Origin of the sequence: Kitasatospora sp. NPDC056181 (assembly GCF_042266225.1) — a bacterium.
Lineage (GTDB): Bacteria > Actinomycetota > Actinomycetes > Streptomycetales > Streptomycetaceae > Kitasatospora.
This window is the reverse complement of sequence record NZ_JBHJUK010000158.1, coordinates 1-18,339: the sequence shown is the minus strand read 5'-3', so window position 1 is coordinate 18,339 and position 18,339 is coordinate 1. Positions and strand designations below refer to the sequence as shown.

The following is an 18,339-nucleotide window of genomic DNA, read 5'->3' as shown; positions in this document are numbered from 1 at the left end:
GCCTCCAGGGGCAGGGCGAGGGCCTGGTCCACGCTCAGCCCGAACGGGGCCATGGTGAGGGGAAGCAGCAGGTCGGACGGCACGTTCTTCAGGTCCTTGCCGTGCTCGCGCTCCAGCATGACCTGGTAGACGATCCGTTCCTGTTCCAGTTCGACGGCGCGGGCGTAGGACGGGATGCGGTACAGGCGCATCTGCCGGTACAGCCGCGGGGTGCGGACCGGGGCGAGCAGCCAGCGGTGCAGCGGCACCCCGTCCGACTGGTGGCCGGCCTCGATCCGGGTGATCCGGATGACCAGGCGCCGCCCGGCCTCCACCGCCGCGACGAACATCACCGGGATGACCGCGTGCATCGCCGTCCCGGTCGGATCGGCCAGCAGCGGCCCGGCCGAGGCGGCGTTGAAATAGATCGTCGCGGCGGTGAAACCGTGCGCCAGGAACCTGAGCACGGGCCACGGGGTGCCCCTGCGGATCAGGTGCAGGTCCATGGCGAGCAGGGCCACGATCCCGGCGTCGACACCGACCGGGAACGCGTAGCTGAAGTCCCCGAATGCGTGCTTGAAACCGAGGTCCCGCAGCGCGGCGTAGGAGCCGGAGAAGCCGATCCCGGCGAGCACCGCACCGCCGACCGCGGCCAGGATTGTCAGCCCCAGCATCAGCCGCTCCGGGGCGCCGGCCCGCGGGGTTGAAGCAGGCGGCCACGCGGTCGAAGCGGCGGCGGCCGGGGTCGAAACGGCCGCCGGTGCGGCCATGGTGGTCACGCGGCCACCCGGTCGACGCTCGCGGTCCGGCGGATGACCGCCGGCCGCCGCAGCGGCACGGGCGCCGTGCTCAGCAGACGCTCGGCGTAGGCGGCGAGCACCGGGTCCTCCCGGTGCAGGTCCGCCAGGATGTCCGCCGCGGCGTCCACTCGGGCGGCGCACTCGGCCGCGCTCTCACCGGGCACGCCGGTGAACAGCCGGGTGAACTCCGAGTCCACACCGAGCGCCAGCTCGGCGAACTCGTCCTCGTCCAGGGCCGTCTGGCCTGCAACAATCGACCTCACGGGTCTACCTCTTCCTAGTTGATGGGTGGGCCCGGCGGGGACGGCTCCTCTTCCGGCCAAGGAGTTAGGGAGCCGTCCACCGCACAGGCGGTAGGAGGGTTGAGCTGCGGGTTAGTGCTTCGGGGCCGGCTCGCCGTTGCCGAAGCGGCGGGAGCCGTCGGCGCACCGGATGATGTGGCGCTTGCCGTTGCGGAACGGGCTCCACCGCTCGACCAGGCGGCGCTCGTCGTCGCCGACCAGGTCCATCGCGGCTGCGGGGCTTGCCGCCAGCAGCGCGTCGACCAGCGCCTCGACACGGCCGTTGCGGGTCCGGTCGACCACGCGGTCGCCCTTGTTCTCGACGGCCCCCTGGGCGAACTCCCGTGCCGTGGCGGCCAGGTCCTCCCGCGCCAGCGCGGAGCGCTTGGCCTTGGGGGCGCGCCTGTCGGCGGGCGGCTCCGCGTCGGTGTCGAGGGTGGCCCCCTGGCACGGGTTGCAGAGACTGCCGGTGTTGGCCCGGTTCAGCCGCGTTCCGCAGCGGGAGCAGGTGACGGGTTCCGCCTGGGGGTGGGACGTCGTCTCGGCCTCGGCCAGGGCGGCGGCGCCGGCCCTCAGGACCGTCCGCCAGTCCTGGTCACCGATTTCGCCGGTCCACCGCGGCGCCCGCGTTCCGGTCAGCCGGCCAATCCGGCACGCGACCGCCCGGCGACTGCGCTCGGCCCCCCGGGCCTCGGCCACCCACTTGCCCGACGGCACCCGACGGGAACCGCCGGTCAGCGACGCCACACGACGGGCGTAGGAACGGCCAGTCACGAGCGGGGCGGCGGCAGCGTAGTGAGTGGCGAGCATGGCGGAGCCTCCTGAACTGTCAGGTGGAGCGCAGGCGGGATCGGCACGTTGACGTGCGGGAATAGCGCGACTTGAGAGCTTTGTTTGCTCTGTCGCACAGCTCAACTGTGAGGCAGAGAAGACAGAGTTGGCAAGTCCATCGGCCGGACGACATGCGGAAGCATTGGTTCCGGCCGGAGGGTGCGGCACTATGAGGCAGAGACGCAGAGGGATGTGGGGAGTTAATGGTCGAGTGGACTGGAGAGAAGTCCGCCTATCGGCAGGTGGCGGACGACCTTTGCGTGCGCATCGCTGCCGGCGAGTTCGCCTCCAACGGGCGGATCCCGTCGCTGGCAGCGCTCCAGACGCAGTACGAAGTGACTCCGACAGTCGCCCGGGCGGCTGTGGCGCGCCTGAAAGAGGCCGGCCTGGTCGTGAGCCACCAGGGCAAGGCGACATCCTTGGCCTCGGACGCGGTGGCCAAGGCCGCGGCGCGGGCCGGGGAGGCCGGGCAGTTGCGGCAGGAGCTGGCGGAGGTTCGGGATGAACTCCGCGCGCTGGCTGCACGAGTGGCGGAGCTTGAGGCCAGGTGATGGCCAGGCGTGGGGATCAGGGGATCGCGAGTCTGCCGCGGTCCCCTCTCTGCATATCGGGGTGGTTGGCTCCCCATTGCTACCTCCTCGGCGGTGCGGACTGATCTCAGTTCACACCTGCCGCCAAGGAATCGGTATCACGCACCTTTACCGGGATTCAGTCGCAGATCTTTACACGAGTAGTATCACGACTTCTATCGCGATTTTCAGGTGACTCAACGGGCCGCTACACTCGCGGCACGAGCAGTTTCCTAGGAGGGGAATATGGCTCGGCAGCGCCCAGATTGGAATCCGGCAGTTCTGAAAGAGGTCAGGGAGTCCCACGGCCTGACCCTTGAGGAAGTCGGCGAGAAGCTTCGGGAAATCGGCGAGCGGCACAAGTTCAGCCTTGCGGCCAACTTCCAGACGGTCTGGGCGCACGAGAAGGGAACGTCGTTCCCGCGCCCTGACTATCGCCGGGCCTACTGCATTCTCTACCGCCGGAATGAGGCGGAGCTGGGTTTTCGCCGGGCTCTCCCCGGAGAGGTCGCTACGGTGCCCAACCAGCGTTCAGCAGAGACCGCCCCCGACCTGGCCGAGACCATTCGTGAAGCGCTCGGCAGCCTGCGTGAAGGGGCGGACGGAGTCGATGCCGAGACGTTCCGCAGCCGCATCGTTGAAGAGTGGAAGCGTCGGGCGGGCGGAGATGATGCGGGGCCGACCGTGCTTCTGGTCGGCGGATATGCCGGATCCGGAAAGTCCGAGTACGCCAAATTCATTGGGCGCCTCACTGGATGGCCGATCCTCGACAAGGATTCACTGACGCGGCCGCTGGTCGACCAACTTCTGTTGGCCCTCGGCGGTGAGGTGAATGATCGGAGTTCCGACCTCTACCGCGAGAAGGTGAGGCCGCTCGAATACCGCTGCCTCATGGAGGCAGCTTGGGACAACCTCAACTGCGGGACGTCCGTGATTCTCGACGCGCCGTTCCTGGCAGAGTTCTCGCAGGCGGACTGGATGCAGCGGTTCTACAACCGGTGCAAGGCGAAGCGGGTCGCCGTGGCAGCTATCTGGGTCGAATGCGACCCCGAGTCGATGCGGGAGTACATCGAGTTCCGTGGCGCGGCTCGGGACATGTGGAAGATGGAGGCGTGGGAGGACTATCTGGCCACGGTCGATCTGAAGCTCAGGCCGGCCGGTCCCCACTTCGTCGTGGACAACCGCCTCGGCGCGGCCGTCGCCGCTGCCGACCAGGCCCGCGACGCGCTGAGCGGGGGCGGGCTGTGACGGCCCGCGGCCTCATCCTCTACGGGCCGCCCGCAGCCGGGAAGGACACGGTGACGCGGGCGCTCCAGGAGCTCGGCGACTACCGGCTGTTCTCCCGGCTCAAGGTCGGAGCCGGTAAGTCCGAGGGGTACCGGATGGGCACCTCTCAGCAGCTTGCCGACTTGGAGGTGGCAGGTGACGTCATCTACCAGAACAGCCGGTACGGCAACACGTACGTGATCGATCGTCCCGGAATGGACGCCGCGTTCGAGGCCGGGACGCCGATCGTGCACCTGGGCCAGATCGACGGCATTGCTGCCCTGGTTGCCGGCTATCCGGCGGACTGGGCTGCGGTGCTCCTCTGGTGTGGCCGGGAGGTGACCGCGGTCCGCTCGGCCGGCCGGGGGGACAGCGACACCGAGGCCCGGGTGCGAGCCTGGGATGCCACTCATGCGGACGTCGAGTCACACCCTGACCAGGCGTGGGATCTGTCGGTGGACACCAGCACCGTTGAACCCGTCGCGGCGGCCCGGCTCATCGACGCGCTTCTATCGGCGGGTGGCCAGCGGCGGTAGAAGACCCCGGCCCTACGGGTGGGTGAGACGGTCAAGAGCCTCGCCGGGCGTCAGCTCGGCGAGGTCCTTGCTGTCATCCCACCGCGCCAGGGTCTGGGCTGCCGCTCGCAGCAGCTCGTCCGGGAGGCCAGCGGCGGAAAGCATGTCGGCGGCCTCTTCCATCTCCGGACCCCAGCGCCACGCTCGCGCGGCGGTCTTGGCGATGTATCCCGTCTCCACCAGGTAGCTGCCCTGCCGCTTGCCAGCCACGTCGAGCAGCGCCTCTTCCACGCCGTGGGCCCGCGCCGCACCGAACGCCACGGCCGCCAGCACGCGAGACGCCTTCTGATAGGAGCTGTACGCCAACTTCAGGGCCGATGCCTGGCCAACCTCACTGCCCAGCACGGGAGTCTCCACCGGGCCGCCGGCGAACAGGTCTTCCAGTAGCGAGACGGCGTCCGCCGGCCCAGACAGGTAGAGCCGGGTCCGCTTGCCGCCGACCGGTGGTGAGCCAATCACGGCACCGTCGACCACCGCGCGGGCGCACCCATCCAGAAGGGCTGCGATGCGCTGCGTCCGCTCCGGGCTGATCGCGTTGGCCTCGACGTAGATGCCCGCGTACCGGCGCTCGGCAACGGCACTGGCCAGGTCCTCGGCGGCGGCTGGCGGGCAGAGGCTGAGCACGATATGGGCCTGCTCCAGCAGCTCGTCCAGCCCGGCAACGGGTTCCAACCCGGCCTGCTCGGCCCGTGCTGTGGTGGCCACGCTGCGGCCTGCTGGACACCAGAGCACCCGCGCCGCGTTCGCTCGGGCGCAAGCTGCCACCGCGGCGCCCATGCTTCCGGGGTGGAGGATGCCTACGGTCGGCCTGATGGTCATCGTGCACTCTCCGGGAGTCCGAGCAGGAAGCCCGCCGCATCGGCTGCGGTCTGTGCGACGTGGTCCGGGGTCAGGCCAGGGTTGGTCCAGGTGTTGCCCGCGGAGATCCAGATGGTTCGTAGGCCAGCCGTGCTGGCCCCGGCAATGTCCGTCACAGGGTCGTCCCCGACCATCCAGGCGTCTCCCGGCAACTCGTGCCCGCATAGAGCGGCGGCCATTCGGAACACCTCGGGATCCGGCTTGCGGGCGCCGGCCTCCTCAGAGATGCACACCGCGTCCACGTGATCGAGGATTCCAGCGGAGGCGAGTTTGGCCCGCTGAATATCGGCCGCCCCGTTCGTCAAGACGCCCACCGCCCAGCCAGAAGCCCGCAGCAGGTCGAGCCGTGTGAGTGTCTCCGTGGCGCAAGTAACCCTGGCGGTCAGCCCAGTGACGTAGGCGTCCCATAGCGCTGCTGGTGGTTCCGCGAGACCGAGGGAGCTCTGCAGAGATTCGAACGTTTCCGGCACCGCACGCTCTCGAAGCAAGCTAGTCACATGGAGAGCGGCCTCGGCTGGCAGTTGCCGCGTCGTACAGAACTCAGCAACCCAGTCCGCCACGGCGCCATCCCGATCGATCAGGGTGTTGTCGAGGTCCAAGAGGACGAGCCTGCTCATGACGACGACCCTACCGGCGGGTGGGCTGGCCGATCTCCTTTGTCTCAGTACAAGCCTCTGTCCGCCCCGCTCGTTGTGATCTACCAGGCCAGCTACTTGGGCCAGGTGCTCCCGGTTCCCGATGGCCGTCAAACGGTTCTCTACGGGCTCAAGGGCGCGCGATGCGCGCCGAGGCGCAGGCCTTGCCACTCGCCCCGCCCCCTGTCTTCGCCTGGGGCGGGCGGGGCCGGCCGCCCCAGGCGCCGGACCGGAGGGGATGGGCACAGGCCACTACCGGCCGTGGCGGGTGACGGGCGGCTCGACGGTTTTACCCACCTTCCCGGCCCGGGACCCGCGTCGAGCAAGAACGGGGGCCACTCGGCCAAATTGCGGTCAGGCCCAAAGAGCCCTGACCGAGTCGCAACAGCTTACGGCCCCCGATCATGCTCGACCCCAGACCAGAAAGGACATCGGCCAAAACCGCTCCGCCGCCCGCGGGAGATCACGACTCGGGATGCTGTTGACCCCGAGCGACAGCCTGGTCGCGGAGCAGGCCGCCAATCCTCTTGCGGCGTTTACCCGCAGCTACCGCCTTGAAGTCGACATACGCGTGCCCCGGAGATGGCGCATTCTCCGGATCCGACGTGGAATCATCGACGGTCCGCAAGCCCTTGGCGGCGACTTCCTCGGCAGAAACCGCATAGACGGCAGTGGACTGAAAGCACTGCACTTCGGTAAAGTATCGAAAAGCATCATTGGCGCCGACTATCGATTGGCGGTTAACTGACAGTTCGCCATCGTCCTTATCGGAGGGGGTGAATGCCTGACTCGACATCTTCCCGCCGTCAAGAAACGCCGGGTGTATCTGCCTCCATAGAAGCTCGCTGGATGCAGGGATTTGAACCTCGCCGTCTCGGAGCTCGCTGAATTCATCCTGCGTACTCACGAATCCCCCTCCGGAGAAAGCTGATCACGTCCTCGAACTGACTCCACTTATAAGTGGCCTCTTCCTCGTCGTCGTCATCAGTCTTCGAATAGGCGTACAGTTCCACCTTCTCATCGCGGGTGATCTCTGCAGTGACTTCGCCTTGGGTGCCGGTCCACTCGAACTGGACCCCGCTCCGGTCGGTTGGAAAGATTCGAGGTCGCTCAATTCCCTCATCGAGGAAGCCGAGCAAGAGGGACTCCGCCTGTCTCAGTACGAGCTTGGAAATTTCCTCCCCGGCCCCCTCGAGCCAGCCACTCTCGAGCTTCGAGAGCTCCGTTAGGCGTTCTACGAGCTCCGGAGGTAGGACGGGTTCAATTCCAAGAACATCCTGAATCTCGATGATGTCTTCTGTCATCGACTGGATGGCGACAGTGCTTAGCGCTACTGTCGGGGCCATCGATGATAGGTCTAGATATTGCTTCAAGTCTGGCACGACATCATCCGAGGAGAAATGCCCCGAGATCACCTTGCCGTTCTCGGAAAGGCGGAATTTGAAGCTTCCATCATCGGCGTAAATCCCTGTAACCTGACCAGTTACAAGTGTCTCAACTTCAAACTTGTCGAGCTTTGCTCGTTCCTGGAGTGACCTTCGCACAGCTTGCGAGTAAACCGCGGCATGGTCTGTTCCTGGATCAAACTCGATGAACTCGTCTTCCTGCAGGCTCCGACCAAAGGTGGAAAACTCTCGCAGGGCGTGAACCGGGAACGTTGGTGGGATCCTCTCCCCTTCAGAGACGGCTCGCAGAGTGTCCTGAATGAGGACTCGGGCATCCTCGAAGATTCCGAGCGTATTCCAATCGAAGAGGTCTGGCTCATTAGGTCGACTCACCTCAAGGACAGGGACAACGCTACCTTCGTGGACCGCTGCCAGGCGAAGGGAGAAACCAGAAGCAAAACCACGCGGGACTCGCTGTCGGGTCATGAAGCGCTGCTTGTATAGCCCACGTGCCACATCCACCACAAGACGCTGGTACCGGGCGAACTCGGACAAGACGTCGACCGGTAGGCCATGCTGTTCATACCGGCCGCCGCGTAGGTGCCAGGAACCAAAGGTTCGCGCATCGCTGCCCATGGACCAACCCTACTAGCCTGAGCCTCAGGCGCTACGAGGATTCCGAGTCTGACACCGACCTGAGATCCAAGGCTTCAGCTGGCCGGACGGTGTGCCCCCGATATGGGCCGGCGTGCAGCCTCGGTCGATGGGGCGCGCCGACAGCCCGTCGTGCCATAGGTGTGCCATATCGGGTGGTACGGGGCGGTGAGTTGCGGGCGCCGGCGGTGCGGTGGCGGTGTACTCGTGGACGAGGTCCATCTCGCCAGCAATGGAGCGTGCTGGTGAACGTGGTGATCACGCCATAGGCGGTGTCACTGACGTGACGTGCGCCCGGGTCTGGTGGGTGAGCGCCCCGGCTTCGCATTCGTGGTGAGCAAGCGCAAAGGAGCGGAGTTCGTAGGGGCCGTTCGCCGTTCCCAGGTGGCGCAGGCATTCCTGGGACCGGAACTTGGCGAAGAACGCGGCTCCTGCTAAGCAGCACTTGGCCCCGCCCTCTATGGATGGGGCCAAGTGCCTGGGTAACGACCAGGCCTACACCGCTCGGAGACGACTGGTCTTCGATGGCTTGACCAATTCGGCCAATTCGTTGATCCGCTTCTGAGCTGCGGCGATGCTTTCGCGGAGGTCGTCGTCGGCCACCGCGATTAGGTCGTCGGGATCGATCGACTCGATGCTTTTCACCGTGCTGGTCAACGCTTTGCGAAACTTGGCGCGTTGCTCACGGGTCAGCGCTTCCGGGTCATCGCCGACCGCCTGAGAGATGATCGCCTGTACGGACTCGAAGGCGGTTTCGACGGCTTCCGGGGCTGCAGCGGGGTCGTTAACCACTTCCAGGTGCCGAGCTGCCTGTTCCTTCGCCTGCGCTGGCAGATCGATAATCTGGCCGCTGGGCGTCCTTGCCTTGCCTTGTTCCACGGCATGGCGAACATACTCGGCGCGCTCGACTCGGCGTGCCTCGGTTGCGATCGCCCTCCGAAGCGCCGGAGCGTGCGCCATTGCTTTCGCCATGCTGACCTGAAGGTCCGGGTCGTCCTGCATTCGGTCAGCAAGTGCAGCCCGTGCTGCCTCTGCCGTCTTTGCGTCGCCCAGGATGGCCGTTCGCAGCGCTCCTGGTCGCTCGGCTACCTTCATAGCCTCGGCGAAACTACTGCCGACGATCTCCGCCTGCTGGGCGATGCTTTCCCGTCGGTCGGTGCTCCGTTCATACGTTGTGAAGTGTTCGGCCCATAGCTCGGGCTTTGGCAAATCAACGTCCTGCCCGGGAACCAGCTCCTCAAAGGCTGGAACGACTCCCGAGCGGGCCGCTCGCTCCCATGCTTTGCGAAAGCGCATGACGCGATCGACCGAGCATCCGGCCTGTAGCGCAAACGCGGCCGCTGACACCTTCTCTCGACCGCTCCGATCCTGCTCAGTGCGGTGGTCGCCACTGGCCTTACCCGGCTCGACGCTCCGGGCAACCATCAGGCCGAAGATCCATCCGCCTGACTTGGCGTACGTCCCGAAGTCATGGGCATCTTTAGCGACCGGGTCTAGTGCGCCTGAGACCTGGTCGGTCGCAAGGAGCGCTTCGGCAGGGACGCCAAGGGCCGCCGCGAGCAGGGCCAAGCTGTCCACATCGTCGGACACGATGCGGACGATCTCGTCAACAGTCTTACCCAGCCCCTTCGTGGGGGCCGTGGTGATGAACGACTCGAAGGTGTCGTGGTTGACCAGCTCGCCCCGTGGCGTCGTGAAGCTACGCCATGACCCTTCTTCGAGTACCCGGCGGATTAGGCCAGGTACGGTCTCGATGCCGTTCAACGTTGAACGGACCGATGAGCTAAGAGCGTTGACCAGCACGGCGTTGCCGTTAGCCGAACTCATTCCTCTACCTCCTTCAGCCACCTATCGAGCATCTCAATACGCTTGAGAAGGGACTGCATGGTGGCGTTCGTGGTCGTGTCACCGAGACTCCTGTTCATCTCGGCATGGATGTGCTCGTGAGGCTTGCCGGTTGCAAAGGAGTACTTGCCGACCTTGCGCTTGAGGAGCCGGCGAACATCGCGTTTCTGGTCTGCGAGAGGGGCCTGCGCGGTGACTGGCTTGTGCTGTTCCGGGATCTGCGTGGCGCCTCCGTTCAGGCGGAAGGCCAGCGCGATGGTCTCGGCGGTGACGTTTCGAGGGAATGCGGATCCGCCGCGATTCAGTACGAGCTTGGCATGGTCGATCTCGTCGGTGGTGTAAGCCATGCCGCCGGCGATGGTGGTGTGGTGGCTGGCTGCCGACGACCCGACAGTCTCGAAAGTTGGTAGAAGAGCGAGGGGTTCGTCAGTTCCGTCTCCGTCGCCGGCCTGGATCTCGCGGACTCGTTTCTCCTCGGTGGCGAGGACCGCGTCCACTGTCTTCTCGATGTCCTGGGCATAGGTAAGCAGCGGCTGAATCGAGGGGATGAACAGACGGGCTGTGGTCTCGTCGTCCTTTCCACGCATGCGGACGAAGCGGCCGACAACCTGGATGAAGAACATCTGGGTGCGGATTCGCGAGGCATAGACACCGACAGCGAGACGAGGGATGTCGACCCCTTCGGCAACCATCTGGACTGCGACGATCCACCGGGAGCCGGACTCCGCGTAGTTCTTGATTACCTTGGACGCTTCCGGTTCGTCCGAGACTGCGATGGCCGGACGTTCACCCGTGATGCTCTCGAGGATCCTCGCGTAAGCGCGTGCCGCGCTCTGGTCGCTGGCGATCACCAGGCCGCCCGCATCGGGCGTGTCGATCCGGGCTCGGGTCAAGGATGCGTCCGCCTCGCGCAGAACCGACGGGATCCACTCGCCCTCCGGGTCGAGTGCCGCCTTCAGCGCCGGAGGCACCGTTTTCTCATCAGTGTCAGCGAGGGTGATGGAGGAGACAGCCATCTCCCCCGATTTGCGCCACTTCGACTCGCCGTCCATCGCTGGGAAGACGGCGGGCCGGACGACATCCTGATCTGCTAGAGCCATACCGTAGTCGTAGTTGTACCCGGGCTGGGCCTTGCCATCCTCGTACTCTACGAAGGGAATGGGCATGCGATCGGTGCGGAACGGTGTTCCGGACAACAGAAGGCGTCGGCTGGCCAACTCGAAGGCCGAGAGGAGTGCCGGTCCCCAGACCTGCCCCTCGCCCTCGCCCGCGTGGTGAATCTCGTCAAAAATCACCAGAGTCTTGGTACTGGAGCAGAGCTTACGCCAGAGCAGGGGGAGAGACGCGATGGCTTGGTAGGTGACCACCACGCCGTCGAAGTCTCGGCCGACAACCGTGTTGGAGTTGACGAACGTGTGATCGAGCTGGACTCCTTTACTGCTGGCTGCTTCGGACCACTGGCGGCGAAGGTGGGCTGTGGGTACGACCACTACGATCCTGCTGATCACGCCCTGGCGAATCAGGTCCTTCGCGATGGTCAGCGCGAACGTGGTCTTCCCGGCTCCCGGCGTAGCAACCACCAGGAAGTTTCCGCCAGCCCCGCCGTTGCGGCCGTGGTAGCGCTCCTGGGCCTCCTGCTGCCACCCGCGCAGTCCGAACGCATCAGCCATAGACTCTGTCCCCTTCTTGAGGTTGCAGTCCGGACAGTAGGCCTGCCCGTTGGTGACATCCGTCGGGCCGCCCTTTGACCACGGATGCATATGGTCTCCGTGCCAGCCGCGGTCGAGGTCACGGCCGCACGCCGTGCACCTCCCATCCGCAGCAATGAACAGCGCGACACGCTCTGAGGTATTGAACGAGCGGCGCCGGTCGCGGGACTCGCCTGAGACTCCTGCCATAGCTCCGCAGGGTATAGGGAGCCACTGACAACACGGCTGTCTTCTACCGGAACTGACGCCTCAACGTGACACTCGGTCGGCACGATCACTGTGGACTCTGCGATGAGGGAGTCGGAGGTGGTATGCGCCCATCGGCTGGCGAAGTTGGCGTCGGACATGCGAATCCCCCGATCGGTAGCTCGGTGAACGACCTCAGGGCCTGACGGGTCGCTCATCGGTGCTGCGAACCAGGGGCGCATCGAAGGATCGCGAGGCGCAAAGAGCAAAACGTGATGCATGGCGAGGTTGACCGTGAGCCCGTGGATCTCCGGGACCAGCTCGGGACCACACGCTCCGCACAAAGCTGTACGACGTAGGTGTGAGCGGACGTTCCTACGTGCGCCCGTAGGGTCCTGACCTGCGGGAATGTCTCAAGTCGCGATCTGGGGGTCAAGGGGTCGCAGGTTCAAATCCTGTCGTCCCGACCAGCGTTTTCGCAGGTCGGAGGCCGTTTTCGCAGTGATGCGGAGGCGGCCTTTTTGTCGTTCCGTCAGGTTGTGATCGCATTGTGGTCGCAGGTCTCCCCGGGGCAGCGCTGGCAGCGGTCTAAGCGGCGGCTGCTGCAGGGAGTTTGACGTTTCTCGGCTGCTCTGGGAGCCGCGTCGCGTGGTCGCGATGTGGTCGCAGCCAGCGGGGCCAGTGGCTGTGGGCGGCGTTCTTGTCTGCTGCGGCGAGGATGGCGGCGATGGTGTCGACGGCGTCGTGGGCTGCCTGTCGGGTGAGGTGGTCGTAGATGTTGGCGGTGGTGGAGAGCGTGCCGTGCCGCAGGGTCTTGGAGACCGTGACGAGGGGGACGCCGGCCGTGATGGGGATCGTGGCGGCGAGGTGGCGCAGGTCGTGGACACGGATGGTGGCGACGCCGGCTTCGGCCGAAAGCTGACGGAGGCGGTCCAGGACGCGTTGCGGGTGCAGCGGTTGGCCGTCCGGCTTGCAGAAGACCAGGGCGCCGGGCGTGGTTGCGGGGTTTTGAGTGGCGGCGCGGTGCCGGAGCGCGGTGCCGACCCGCGGTGAGATGGCGACCCAGTTCTTGCTGCTGCTGGTTTTCGGTGCGGTGAGTACGGTCCGGGCGTTGTCGATGGCGGAGAGGGCGTAGCGGACGTAGAGGACGTGCTGGTCGAGGTGGACGTCGTCCCAGTGCAGGCCGAGGACTTCGCCCTTGCGCATGCCGGTGCCAATGAGGACTTCGAACAGGTCGGCCAGGAACGGGTCGGTCTGGTGGCAGTGGCGCAGGAACTGGGCGGCTTCGTCCGCGGTCCAGATGCGCCGCTCGGGTGACGCTGGGCGGGGCAGGACGCTGGGGCGGGCGGGGTTGTGGGGGAGGCGGTCTTGTCGGACGGCGTCGCCGAGGGCGCTGGAGAGGGAGGCGAGGCAGCGGTAGAGGGTTACCCGACCGCGGCCGTGGGCCATCTGGGCTTGGGCGAAGTCGGCGATGTGCCAGTGGCTGAGGTCGTCGAGCCTGATGCGGCCGAGGTTCGGGATGAGGTCGTTGGTGACGTAGTCGCGGTAGCGGACGAGGGTGGTGGGCTTGATGGTGAGGGCCTTGGTCTGGAGCCAGGCGGTGAGGTAGTCGGCGAGGGTCTGGTTGGGGTCGGCATTGAAGCCGCCGTCCTGGCCATCGAGCACCCGGCGGAGGGCAGCGCGGACGGTCTCCTCGGTGGGGAAGCCGCCGCGGCGGAGGGTGTGGTGGTTGCCGTTGGTGGGGAGGTCGACGGCGAAGGTCCAGGTGCCGTGAGCGGGGTCGGCGGCGAGTCGGGGACAGCTGGCGCCGAGTTGCTTGTGCTGCTGGTCGCGGCAGCCGCATCGACGGTAGACGCGGCCGTTGCGGGGTGATGAGCGCATTGTGATCGCATCCCGAGGCTGGGGGTTCTCCTGGTCCGTCCAGTCTGCGCTCACGTGCGACCACAGGCGACGCTGAATGCCGTCTGACCTGCGAGAACCCCTTGTCGTGGCGTCAAGGGAACTCGGCTCCGCCTCCTGAGTGGTCGGGTCGACCGAGGTGCAATTCCCCGGGCGACCCGACCACCGCCTTGGCCACGTCGGGAGGAACCGGGCTCGAGGCTCTGAGCGCTCTCTTGACCAGGGTCGCCACCCCTGTGTGGACCTCGGAGCTGACTTCGGTCCAACCGCTGTCAACGAGCAGCCTGACGATCCGCCAGTCCGGCTCTCCCGGTGCGCGGGTGACTTCGACCAGAAGGGCAAGCGCGGCCGTCCTGCCGATCTGCTTACTCGGGTCGGTGAGCAGCGAGCACACCGCAGCTTCTTCGTGCAGATTGGTATACAGGTGCGTGACATTGCGTGCGATTCGGAAGCGAACCCAGTCGTCCCAGGTGTGCAACAGTCGACCCAGAATGCGCTCGCGCCAATGGTCGTCAACGAGTGCGTTCAGGATCAGCCGGAGTTGGAACCGCTCGTTCCACGTGGTCTCCACGTAGTCGAGTATTCGTGGGCGAGCGGCCTCGGGCACCTTGCCCCAGTGGGCGATCAACCGGACCCTCGACGACTCCCGTAGGGGCACCTCGGGTGCATTCAGGAACTCCGTGAAGATCCGTTGGCCTAGGGGGGTAGCCCACATGAGGTCCGCGTGGCGCAGGAAGCCCTGTAGTGCGGCCTCACGTATCTGGTGTTCACGGGCATCCGCCATACGTCCCACAAGTCTGCGCACCACTTCGGCGAGCCTGGGATCGCTCCGCACGCACCGATCTAGTCCCTCCTCGATGCTCGGGTGGCGCAACGCAAGATACCCGTCAGACCGCTCGGAGTGCCAGATCGTGTAGTTACTCACCGAATCCACGGCCATAGCTGATGAGGCGATGTCCACGGGGCCGAAGTCCCCGCCTTCGGTGGCGGCGTCAAACAGGTGGCAGAGGGTGCTGTGTGCAATATGACCTGAGGAGAGGGCAGCCACTAGGAAGAGGAATCCCTGCTGCCAGAGTGGAAGCTGCTGGAGCTGCCGTCCGAACTCACTGGAGACATCCCGGTATCCGGCGAGCTTCGTCAACACCTGTTCTAGGTCTGCCATTTGCTGCGTGCTGCGTACAAACAGTTCGATATTGTGCGGGGCAGGAAGGGCGGCCGCGATCTTAGCCGCCATCTCAGGTTCTGCGCTCTCGATCCAGTGTGGATTGTAGTGGGAAAGGTAGCGCTTTGCGATGTCAATCAGCTGGCAGCGAGTGTAGGACGTGTCCAATCTTAGGTGCTGGCTGAGCGTTACTACATATTCGGCAAATGATTCAATGATTATCTTTTCGAAGACGTATGTACGGGAAGTTATAATGACTCGTCGGGGGCGAGATGATATCCTGGAGAGAAATCGTCGAAGGTTTCCGACGAACTCGGGTATGTCTATAGGTGCGGTTGAGCCGAATGGGTCCTCGAGATAGACCGCCGCGCCATCTGGGAACAGTGGTTCGAGCCGATTCTCGAATTGACCGGAACCAGTGGACAGAGCCGAGCTGAGCTGGGTGGAGTTCACCCAGACAGGGGAGAAACCCGAGTTCGCGTAGAGCCGCCACAGAAGTTCGACGGCTGTGAAGGTCTTGCCGATGTGGGGGTCGCCGAGGATGAAGACCACATGATGGTGTTCCAATGTGGCTGCGATGTCCTCGTACTGACGGGGCGGGACGAATGCCGAAGTGAGCAAGGCGTATTGGTTGGCCTGCCGGTCGGTAATGAGCCCGAGTTCGTCGAGGAAGTCCTCCAGGCGCGGCGACGACCGCGCGGGTTCGAACAACGCAGTGATCTCCTGCGCCAGAGCTCGGAGTTTGGTATCGAGGTCCAGGCCAGCATGATCGGCCGCAGCCAGCAGAAGGGCCGCTAGGGCGCACTCCCGGTCGCGGACTCTGGGATATCGGGCACTTTGGTCGACCAGGATAGCGCAGAATTTGACGGCCGGACCCTCGACGTCGATCCTGTCGAGTAGGTCGATATTGAAGGAGGCGTCCTGGAGCAGTGCTAGACGGAATCCCGAGTGGTCCATTCCTGGTACGCGGCATAGCAGTTGTTGCGCCTGGTTGCGGATCCTACCGGGGATCGGCCGTTGCTGTGCTTCGCTCATGGGCTCATGGTCAGTTGATGAACTCTTGCGGATCGGTCTTTTGCTGAAGGGCCAATTCGGCGAGCTGAGCCACGTTCTCGTCGTTGCCCGAAAACTCGATTACGTAGTCGTACCAGCGGGCTGCTTCAGTGGGTTCGCCGACCCGGCGGTACTGCTCGCCGACGATATAGGCGAGTGTCAGGGCGTGCTGGCGAGGGAGGACGCCGGAGCTGATTGCCTGCTCGAAGTACTCGATGGCCTGACGGCGGTAGTGTTCCTGACCCTCGACTCCCTCCTCGGATTCGGGTTCGTCATGCCAGGCCCAGGCGGCATGAAGATACAGATCGCCGATCTCTTCGAGGTTGTCGCCACGCCATTTCGCGATCCATGCAGCGTATTCGTAGCGGCGAGACGCGGAGGACCGCTCGTCGCGCACCAGGGGCGTGATTCGCTCAGCGATTAGTCGCGAGACGGTCTTTGCGACCCTGTGTCTATAGGCATCCTGCCAGCCGGTGAATCCGCAGTCGGGACAGGTAAAGATCAGCCCACCCAGAGGCTGCATGCCCCCGGCTACTTGCTGGAATTCAGTAGTCACTCCTCCGAAGTTGTTCGTGCTGCCGAGGACTTCGCTATCGAACTTTCTCCGGCAGTTGGGGCAATTGAAGGTGGCTGAGAATGTGGTGGTCATGCGACACCATCGGGTATGGGTCTGTTTGGAGATTTAGGGAGCTCCAGCGGCGGTCTGTGTTCGCAAATCCTCTGGCAGGTCGTCGAGGATGCTGGCGGCCAGGATTCCTTCGTTTCGGTAGAAGAAATGACCGGTAGTGGGTTCGAGTAGCTGCCCTCCGCTGTGGTGGATTGCAACCACGCGCCAGCGGTCGTCCAGCACTGGGGCGCCAGAGGAGCCGGGGAGGGTGGACGTGAGGTACTGGATGACGCTACCTCCCTCATAAACGATCCGGTTGTGCTGGACAGTGACCTGTTTGGGCTGCCCGCCGGGGTGCTGGATGATATTGACCCGGTCGCCGGCATGTGGCGGGCTCGGCGAGACAGCTAGCCACCCCCAGCGTTGTCCGCAGCTACCGTCCACCGAGATGAGGGAAAAGTCTAGTTTTTGACTGCTGTGCAGGAGTTTGGCGGTCGCACCATCGTAGTCGGTGACCTGGAGAGCATTGCCGTCGCCATCGTTCTCGTACCCAAATCGGAACATCGAACACCGCAACTCTGTGTCGCAGCTTATGACGTGATGATTGGTCATCAAGAGCCCGGGAGCCAGAAGGAAGCCGGTTCCCGACCAACGTCGTGCGCTCAGCCGCACCTCAATGTAGGCGACGGCGGAGGCCGCCCGTACACCTTCGGAGAGGAAGGACACAGGTCGTAGCGTGTTCTCGCCGATAATCTTCTCGGAGAATTGGGCCCCGGTGCCCTGCTCTTTTGGAATGATCGGATCGGGCTGCCGGGCAATGGGAGTCATCAGCCCGTAGCGGTCAAGGATGCCATCGAGGATATTCTGGTTCCGGATGCCGGTGAGCGTCAATACGAGATTGACGATCAGTCCTAGGGCCTCATGCTCGCTCGACACCCGGCCATACGTTTGCGCGTAATTCACCAGCCGGCTCGCCGCTGCATACGGCGACCCGTCGAGGTCGATGTGCGCAGCTAACTTTTGAAGTCCGGCGTTGCGGACCAGCTCTCGCCGATCCCGCTCCGATGCGAACTCCGGCAGTTCCTTGAGGATATTAAGGAGATCGGTTCGGTCCGCTGCTGCTAGTTCCACCATCTGCTGACCTCCCGCCCAGACGCGTTACGAAGGTCGCGACGTCTGACGAAGGTCACGACGTCAGTGTGCGCTTTAAGTCCATCTCGGCTAATCCCATGCTATACGAACATACTGGGCTCTGTTCGGTCGATGCGCGGAGGCGACGCGACCCCTTGTGGGGTGAGCGCGTGTGGGCGCGACGACTGCTCCACCCGCGGCGGTGTAGACCATGTCAGCCAGAGCGGGGATCTGGAGCTGGTCGGGAAGGGTGCGGGAGATCCACATGAGCCTGCCGCCTGGACATTGTGGCCAAATGATCACGCGCTAAGGTCAGGGTGCCGGCATCCAAGAGCCAACACGCACCCAGAGATGTCGACTTCGCTGAGAGGTCGCCGAGGTGGGCAGTCGACCGACGCGTCGTAGTGCACGGCATCCCGTTCATCGGCCAGCACGCGGGCCCGTCCAGCATTGCCCACCACCTCCGCCCCGACTGCGGACGCCCAGGCGTGCGTTCAGCGGGATCGTCGAGAACAACGGCGAGCCGCTTCCCTTCGAACTGCCCTACTGGGCTGGGGAGCGCCGTGCGAGGTCATCTCGTGGCCGGACGAGGATGACGAGCCGTACGCGCTGCCGTTTCACCCGTTGGAGATGGGCGAGGACGCATTGCGTGCGCTCTGCGGGTCCGTCGTGGAAGGCCGCCCGGATCCCGGTGACGTGGATGCGGACGCCATCGGGCTTCACGGTTTCCTCGTGCGGGATCCGGCTGCTCGGGATCCCGCAGTGAAGGAGGCCGCGCTCAGGGCCGCAGTGGCGGCCATGGGGCCCGCCGCGTACCTACGGACGCTGTTGGTCAATCCCAGGGGCTTGACGACTTCGCCCCGTCGAGCTGTTGCTCGACGGGGCGAAGTCGTGCGAAGTGGCTCGTGCGTGTG

At 64.9% G+C, this 18,339-nt stretch carries 16 protein-coding genes and 2 pseudogenes; 5 read left to right on the top strand and 13 right to left on the bottom strand.

Annotated elements, in window-relative coordinates; translation table 11 throughout:
* The 3 genes from ACFC1F_RS36925 to ACFC1F_RS36915 all read right to left on the bottom strand — a co-directional run.
* On the bottom strand, nucleotides 1–653 hold a 653-nt coding region (locus tag ACFC1F_RS36925), incomplete at its 3' end, for a DUF2637 domain-containing protein (protein WP_376165169.1).
* A gap of 101 nt (nucleotides 654–754) precedes the next feature.
* Nucleotides 755–1,042, bottom strand: coding sequence for a hypothetical protein (locus tag ACFC1F_RS36920; RefSeq protein WP_376165167.1), 288 nt, complete (start codon nucleotides 1,040–1,042; stop codon nucleotides 755–757).
* Nucleotides 1,043–1,153: 111 nt separating this feature from the next.
* Nucleotides 1,154–1,870: a hypothetical protein gene (locus ACFC1F_RS36915; RefSeq protein ID WP_376165165.1), complete on the bottom strand. Its 717-nt coding sequence runs from the start codon at nucleotides 1,868–1,870 to the stop codon at nucleotides 1,154–1,156.
* Nucleotides 1,871–2,094: 224 nt separating this feature from the next.
* On the opposite strand from ACFC1F_RS36915, the gene ACFC1F_RS36910 reads away from it, so the two are divergent.
* From ACFC1F_RS36910 to ACFC1F_RS36900, 3 genes are all read left to right on the top strand, one after another.
* Complete coding sequence (locus ACFC1F_RS36910) at nucleotides 2,095–2,442, top strand: GntR family transcriptional regulator (protein ID WP_209415287.1); 348 nt, start codon at nucleotides 2,095–2,097, stop codon at nucleotides 2,440–2,442.
* A 264-nt stretch (nucleotides 2,443–2,706) separates the two neighbouring features.
* Nucleotides 2,707–3,708, top strand: coding sequence for an AAA family ATPase (locus tag ACFC1F_RS36905; protein WP_376165163.1), 1,002 nt, complete (start codon nucleotides 2,707–2,709; stop codon nucleotides 3,706–3,708).
* The gene (locus tag ACFC1F_RS36900) at nucleotides 3,705–4,262 is read left to right on the top strand and encodes a guanylate kinase (protein ID WP_376165161.1); all 558 of its coding nucleotides are present in this window, start codon (nucleotides 3,705–3,707) and stop codon (nucleotides 4,260–4,262) included. Before ACFC1F_RS36905 ends, ACFC1F_RS36900 begins: the two co-directional genes overlap by 4 nt.
* A 12-nt stretch (nucleotides 4,263–4,274) precedes the next feature.
* Here the strand turns inward: ACFC1F_RS36900 and ACFC1F_RS36895 are convergent, their stop codons facing one another.
* From ACFC1F_RS36895 to ACFC1F_RS36850, 10 genes are all read right to left on the bottom strand, one after another.
* Nucleotides 4,275–5,006, bottom strand: coding sequence for a DUF1932 domain-containing protein (locus ACFC1F_RS36895; protein WP_376165158.1), 732 nt, complete (start codon nucleotides 5,004–5,006; stop codon nucleotides 4,275–4,277).
* A gap of 110 nt (nucleotides 5,007–5,116) precedes the next feature.
* Nucleotides 5,117–5,776, bottom strand: coding sequence for an HAD family hydrolase (locus tag ACFC1F_RS36890; protein ID WP_376165155.1), 660 nt, complete (start codon nucleotides 5,774–5,776; stop codon nucleotides 5,117–5,119).
* Between the two features lie 481 nt (nucleotides 5,777–6,257).
* Nucleotides 6,258–6,701 (bottom strand): hypothetical protein, encoded by a 444-nt coding sequence (locus ACFC1F_RS36885; protein WP_376165152.1) that lies wholly within the window; start codon nucleotides 6,699–6,701, stop codon nucleotides 6,258–6,260.
* The gene (locus ACFC1F_RS36880) at nucleotides 6,685–7,815 is read right to left on the bottom strand and encodes a hypothetical protein (protein WP_376165150.1); all 1,131 of its coding nucleotides are present in this window, start codon (nucleotides 7,813–7,815) and stop codon (nucleotides 6,685–6,687) included. The genes ACFC1F_RS36885 and ACFC1F_RS36880 overlap by 17 nt, the downstream gene beginning before the upstream one ends.
* Before the next feature lie 513 nt (nucleotides 7,816–8,328).
* On the bottom strand, nucleotides 8,329–9,660 hold the full coding sequence (locus tag ACFC1F_RS36875) for a hypothetical protein (protein WP_376165148.1): 1,332 nt from the start codon (nucleotides 9,658–9,660) through the stop codon (nucleotides 8,329–8,331).
* Nucleotides 9,657–11,576 (bottom strand): DEAD/DEAH box helicase family protein, encoded by a 1,920-nt coding sequence (locus ACFC1F_RS36870; RefSeq protein WP_376165146.1) that lies wholly within the window; start codon nucleotides 11,574–11,576, stop codon nucleotides 9,657–9,659. The genes ACFC1F_RS36875 and ACFC1F_RS36870 overlap by 4 nt, the downstream gene beginning before the upstream one ends.
* A gap of 585 nt (nucleotides 11,577–12,161) precedes the next feature.
* Nucleotides 12,162–13,454 carry a tyrosine-type recombinase/integrase gene (locus ACFC1F_RS36865; RefSeq protein WP_376165144.1) on the bottom strand — a complete coding sequence of 431 codons (1,293 nt, stop codon included), beginning with the start codon at nucleotides 13,452–13,454 and terminating at the stop codon, nucleotides 12,162–12,164.
* Nucleotides 13,455–13,566: 112 nt separating this feature from the next.
* Nucleotides 13,567–15,669 carry a hypothetical protein gene (locus ACFC1F_RS36860; RefSeq protein ID WP_376165142.1) on the bottom strand — a complete coding sequence of 701 codons (2,103 nt, stop codon included), beginning with the start codon at nucleotides 15,667–15,669 and terminating at the stop codon, nucleotides 13,567–13,569.
* Between the two features lie 10 nt (nucleotides 15,670–15,679).
* On the bottom strand, nucleotides 15,680–16,336 hold the full coding sequence (locus ACFC1F_RS36855; protein WP_376165140.1) for a DUF2225 domain-containing protein: 657 nt from the start codon (nucleotides 16,334–16,336) through the stop codon (nucleotides 15,680–15,682).
* A 33-nt stretch (nucleotides 16,337–16,369) separates the two neighbouring features.
* A complete protein-coding gene (locus tag ACFC1F_RS36850) occupies nucleotides 16,370–17,428 on the bottom strand; it encodes a trypsin-like peptidase domain-containing protein (protein WP_376165138.1) in 1,059 nt (352 codons plus the stop codon).
* Nucleotides 17,429–17,804: 376 nt separating this feature from the next.
* Here ACFC1F_RS36850 and ACFC1F_RS36845 point away from each other — a divergent pair.
* Both ACFC1F_RS36845 and ACFC1F_RS36840 read left to right on the top strand, forming a co-directional pair.
* A pseudogene (locus ACFC1F_RS36845) lies at nucleotides 17,805–17,969 on the top strand (hypothetical protein); the annotation flags it as partial.
* A gap of 86 nt (nucleotides 17,970–18,055) precedes the next feature.
* Nucleotides 18,056–18,339: pseudogene (locus ACFC1F_RS36840) on the top strand (hypothetical protein); the annotation flags it as partial.

Coding starts and splice junctions, on each gene's coding strand:
- ACFC1F_RS36915 (WP_376165165.1), bottom strand. CDS start 1,870: ATGCTCGCCACTCACTACGCTGCCGCCGCCCCGCTCGTGACTGGCCGT.
- ACFC1F_RS36910 (WP_209415287.1), top strand. CDS start 2,095: ATGGTCGAGTGGACTGGAGAGAAGTCCGCCTATCGGCAGGTGGCGGAC.
- ACFC1F_RS36905 (WP_376165163.1), top strand. CDS start 2,707: ATGGCTCGGCAGCGCCCAGATTGGAATCCGGCAGTTCTGAAAGAGGTC.
- ACFC1F_RS36890 (WP_376165155.1), bottom strand. CDS start 5,776: ATGAGCAGGCTCGTCCTCTTGGACCTCGACAACACCCTGATCGATCGG.
- ACFC1F_RS36880 (WP_376165150.1), bottom strand. CDS start 7,815: ATGGGCAGCGATGCGCGAACCTTTGGTTCCTGGCACCTACGCGGCGGC.
- ACFC1F_RS36875 (WP_376165148.1), bottom strand. CDS start 9,660: ATGAGTTCGGCTAACGGCAACGCCGTGCTGGTCAACGCTCTTAGCTCA.
- ACFC1F_RS36870 (WP_376165146.1), bottom strand. CDS start 11,576: ATGGCAGGAGTCTCAGGCGAGTCCCGCGACCGGCGCCGCTCGTTCAAT.
- ACFC1F_RS36865 (WP_376165144.1), bottom strand. CDS start 13,454: ATGCGCTCATCACCCCGCAACGGCCGCGTCTACCGTCGATGCGGCTGC.
- ACFC1F_RS36860 (WP_376165142.1), bottom strand. CDS start 15,669: ATGAGCGAAGCACAGCAACGGCCGATCCCCGGTAGGATCCGCAACCAG.
- ACFC1F_RS36855 (WP_376165140.1), bottom strand. CDS start 16,336: ATGACCACCACATTCTCAGCCACCTTCAATTGCCCCAACTGCCGGAGA.
- ACFC1F_RS36850 (WP_376165138.1), bottom strand. CDS start 17,428: ATGGTGGAACTAGCAGCAGCGGACCGAACCGATCTCCTTAATATCCTC.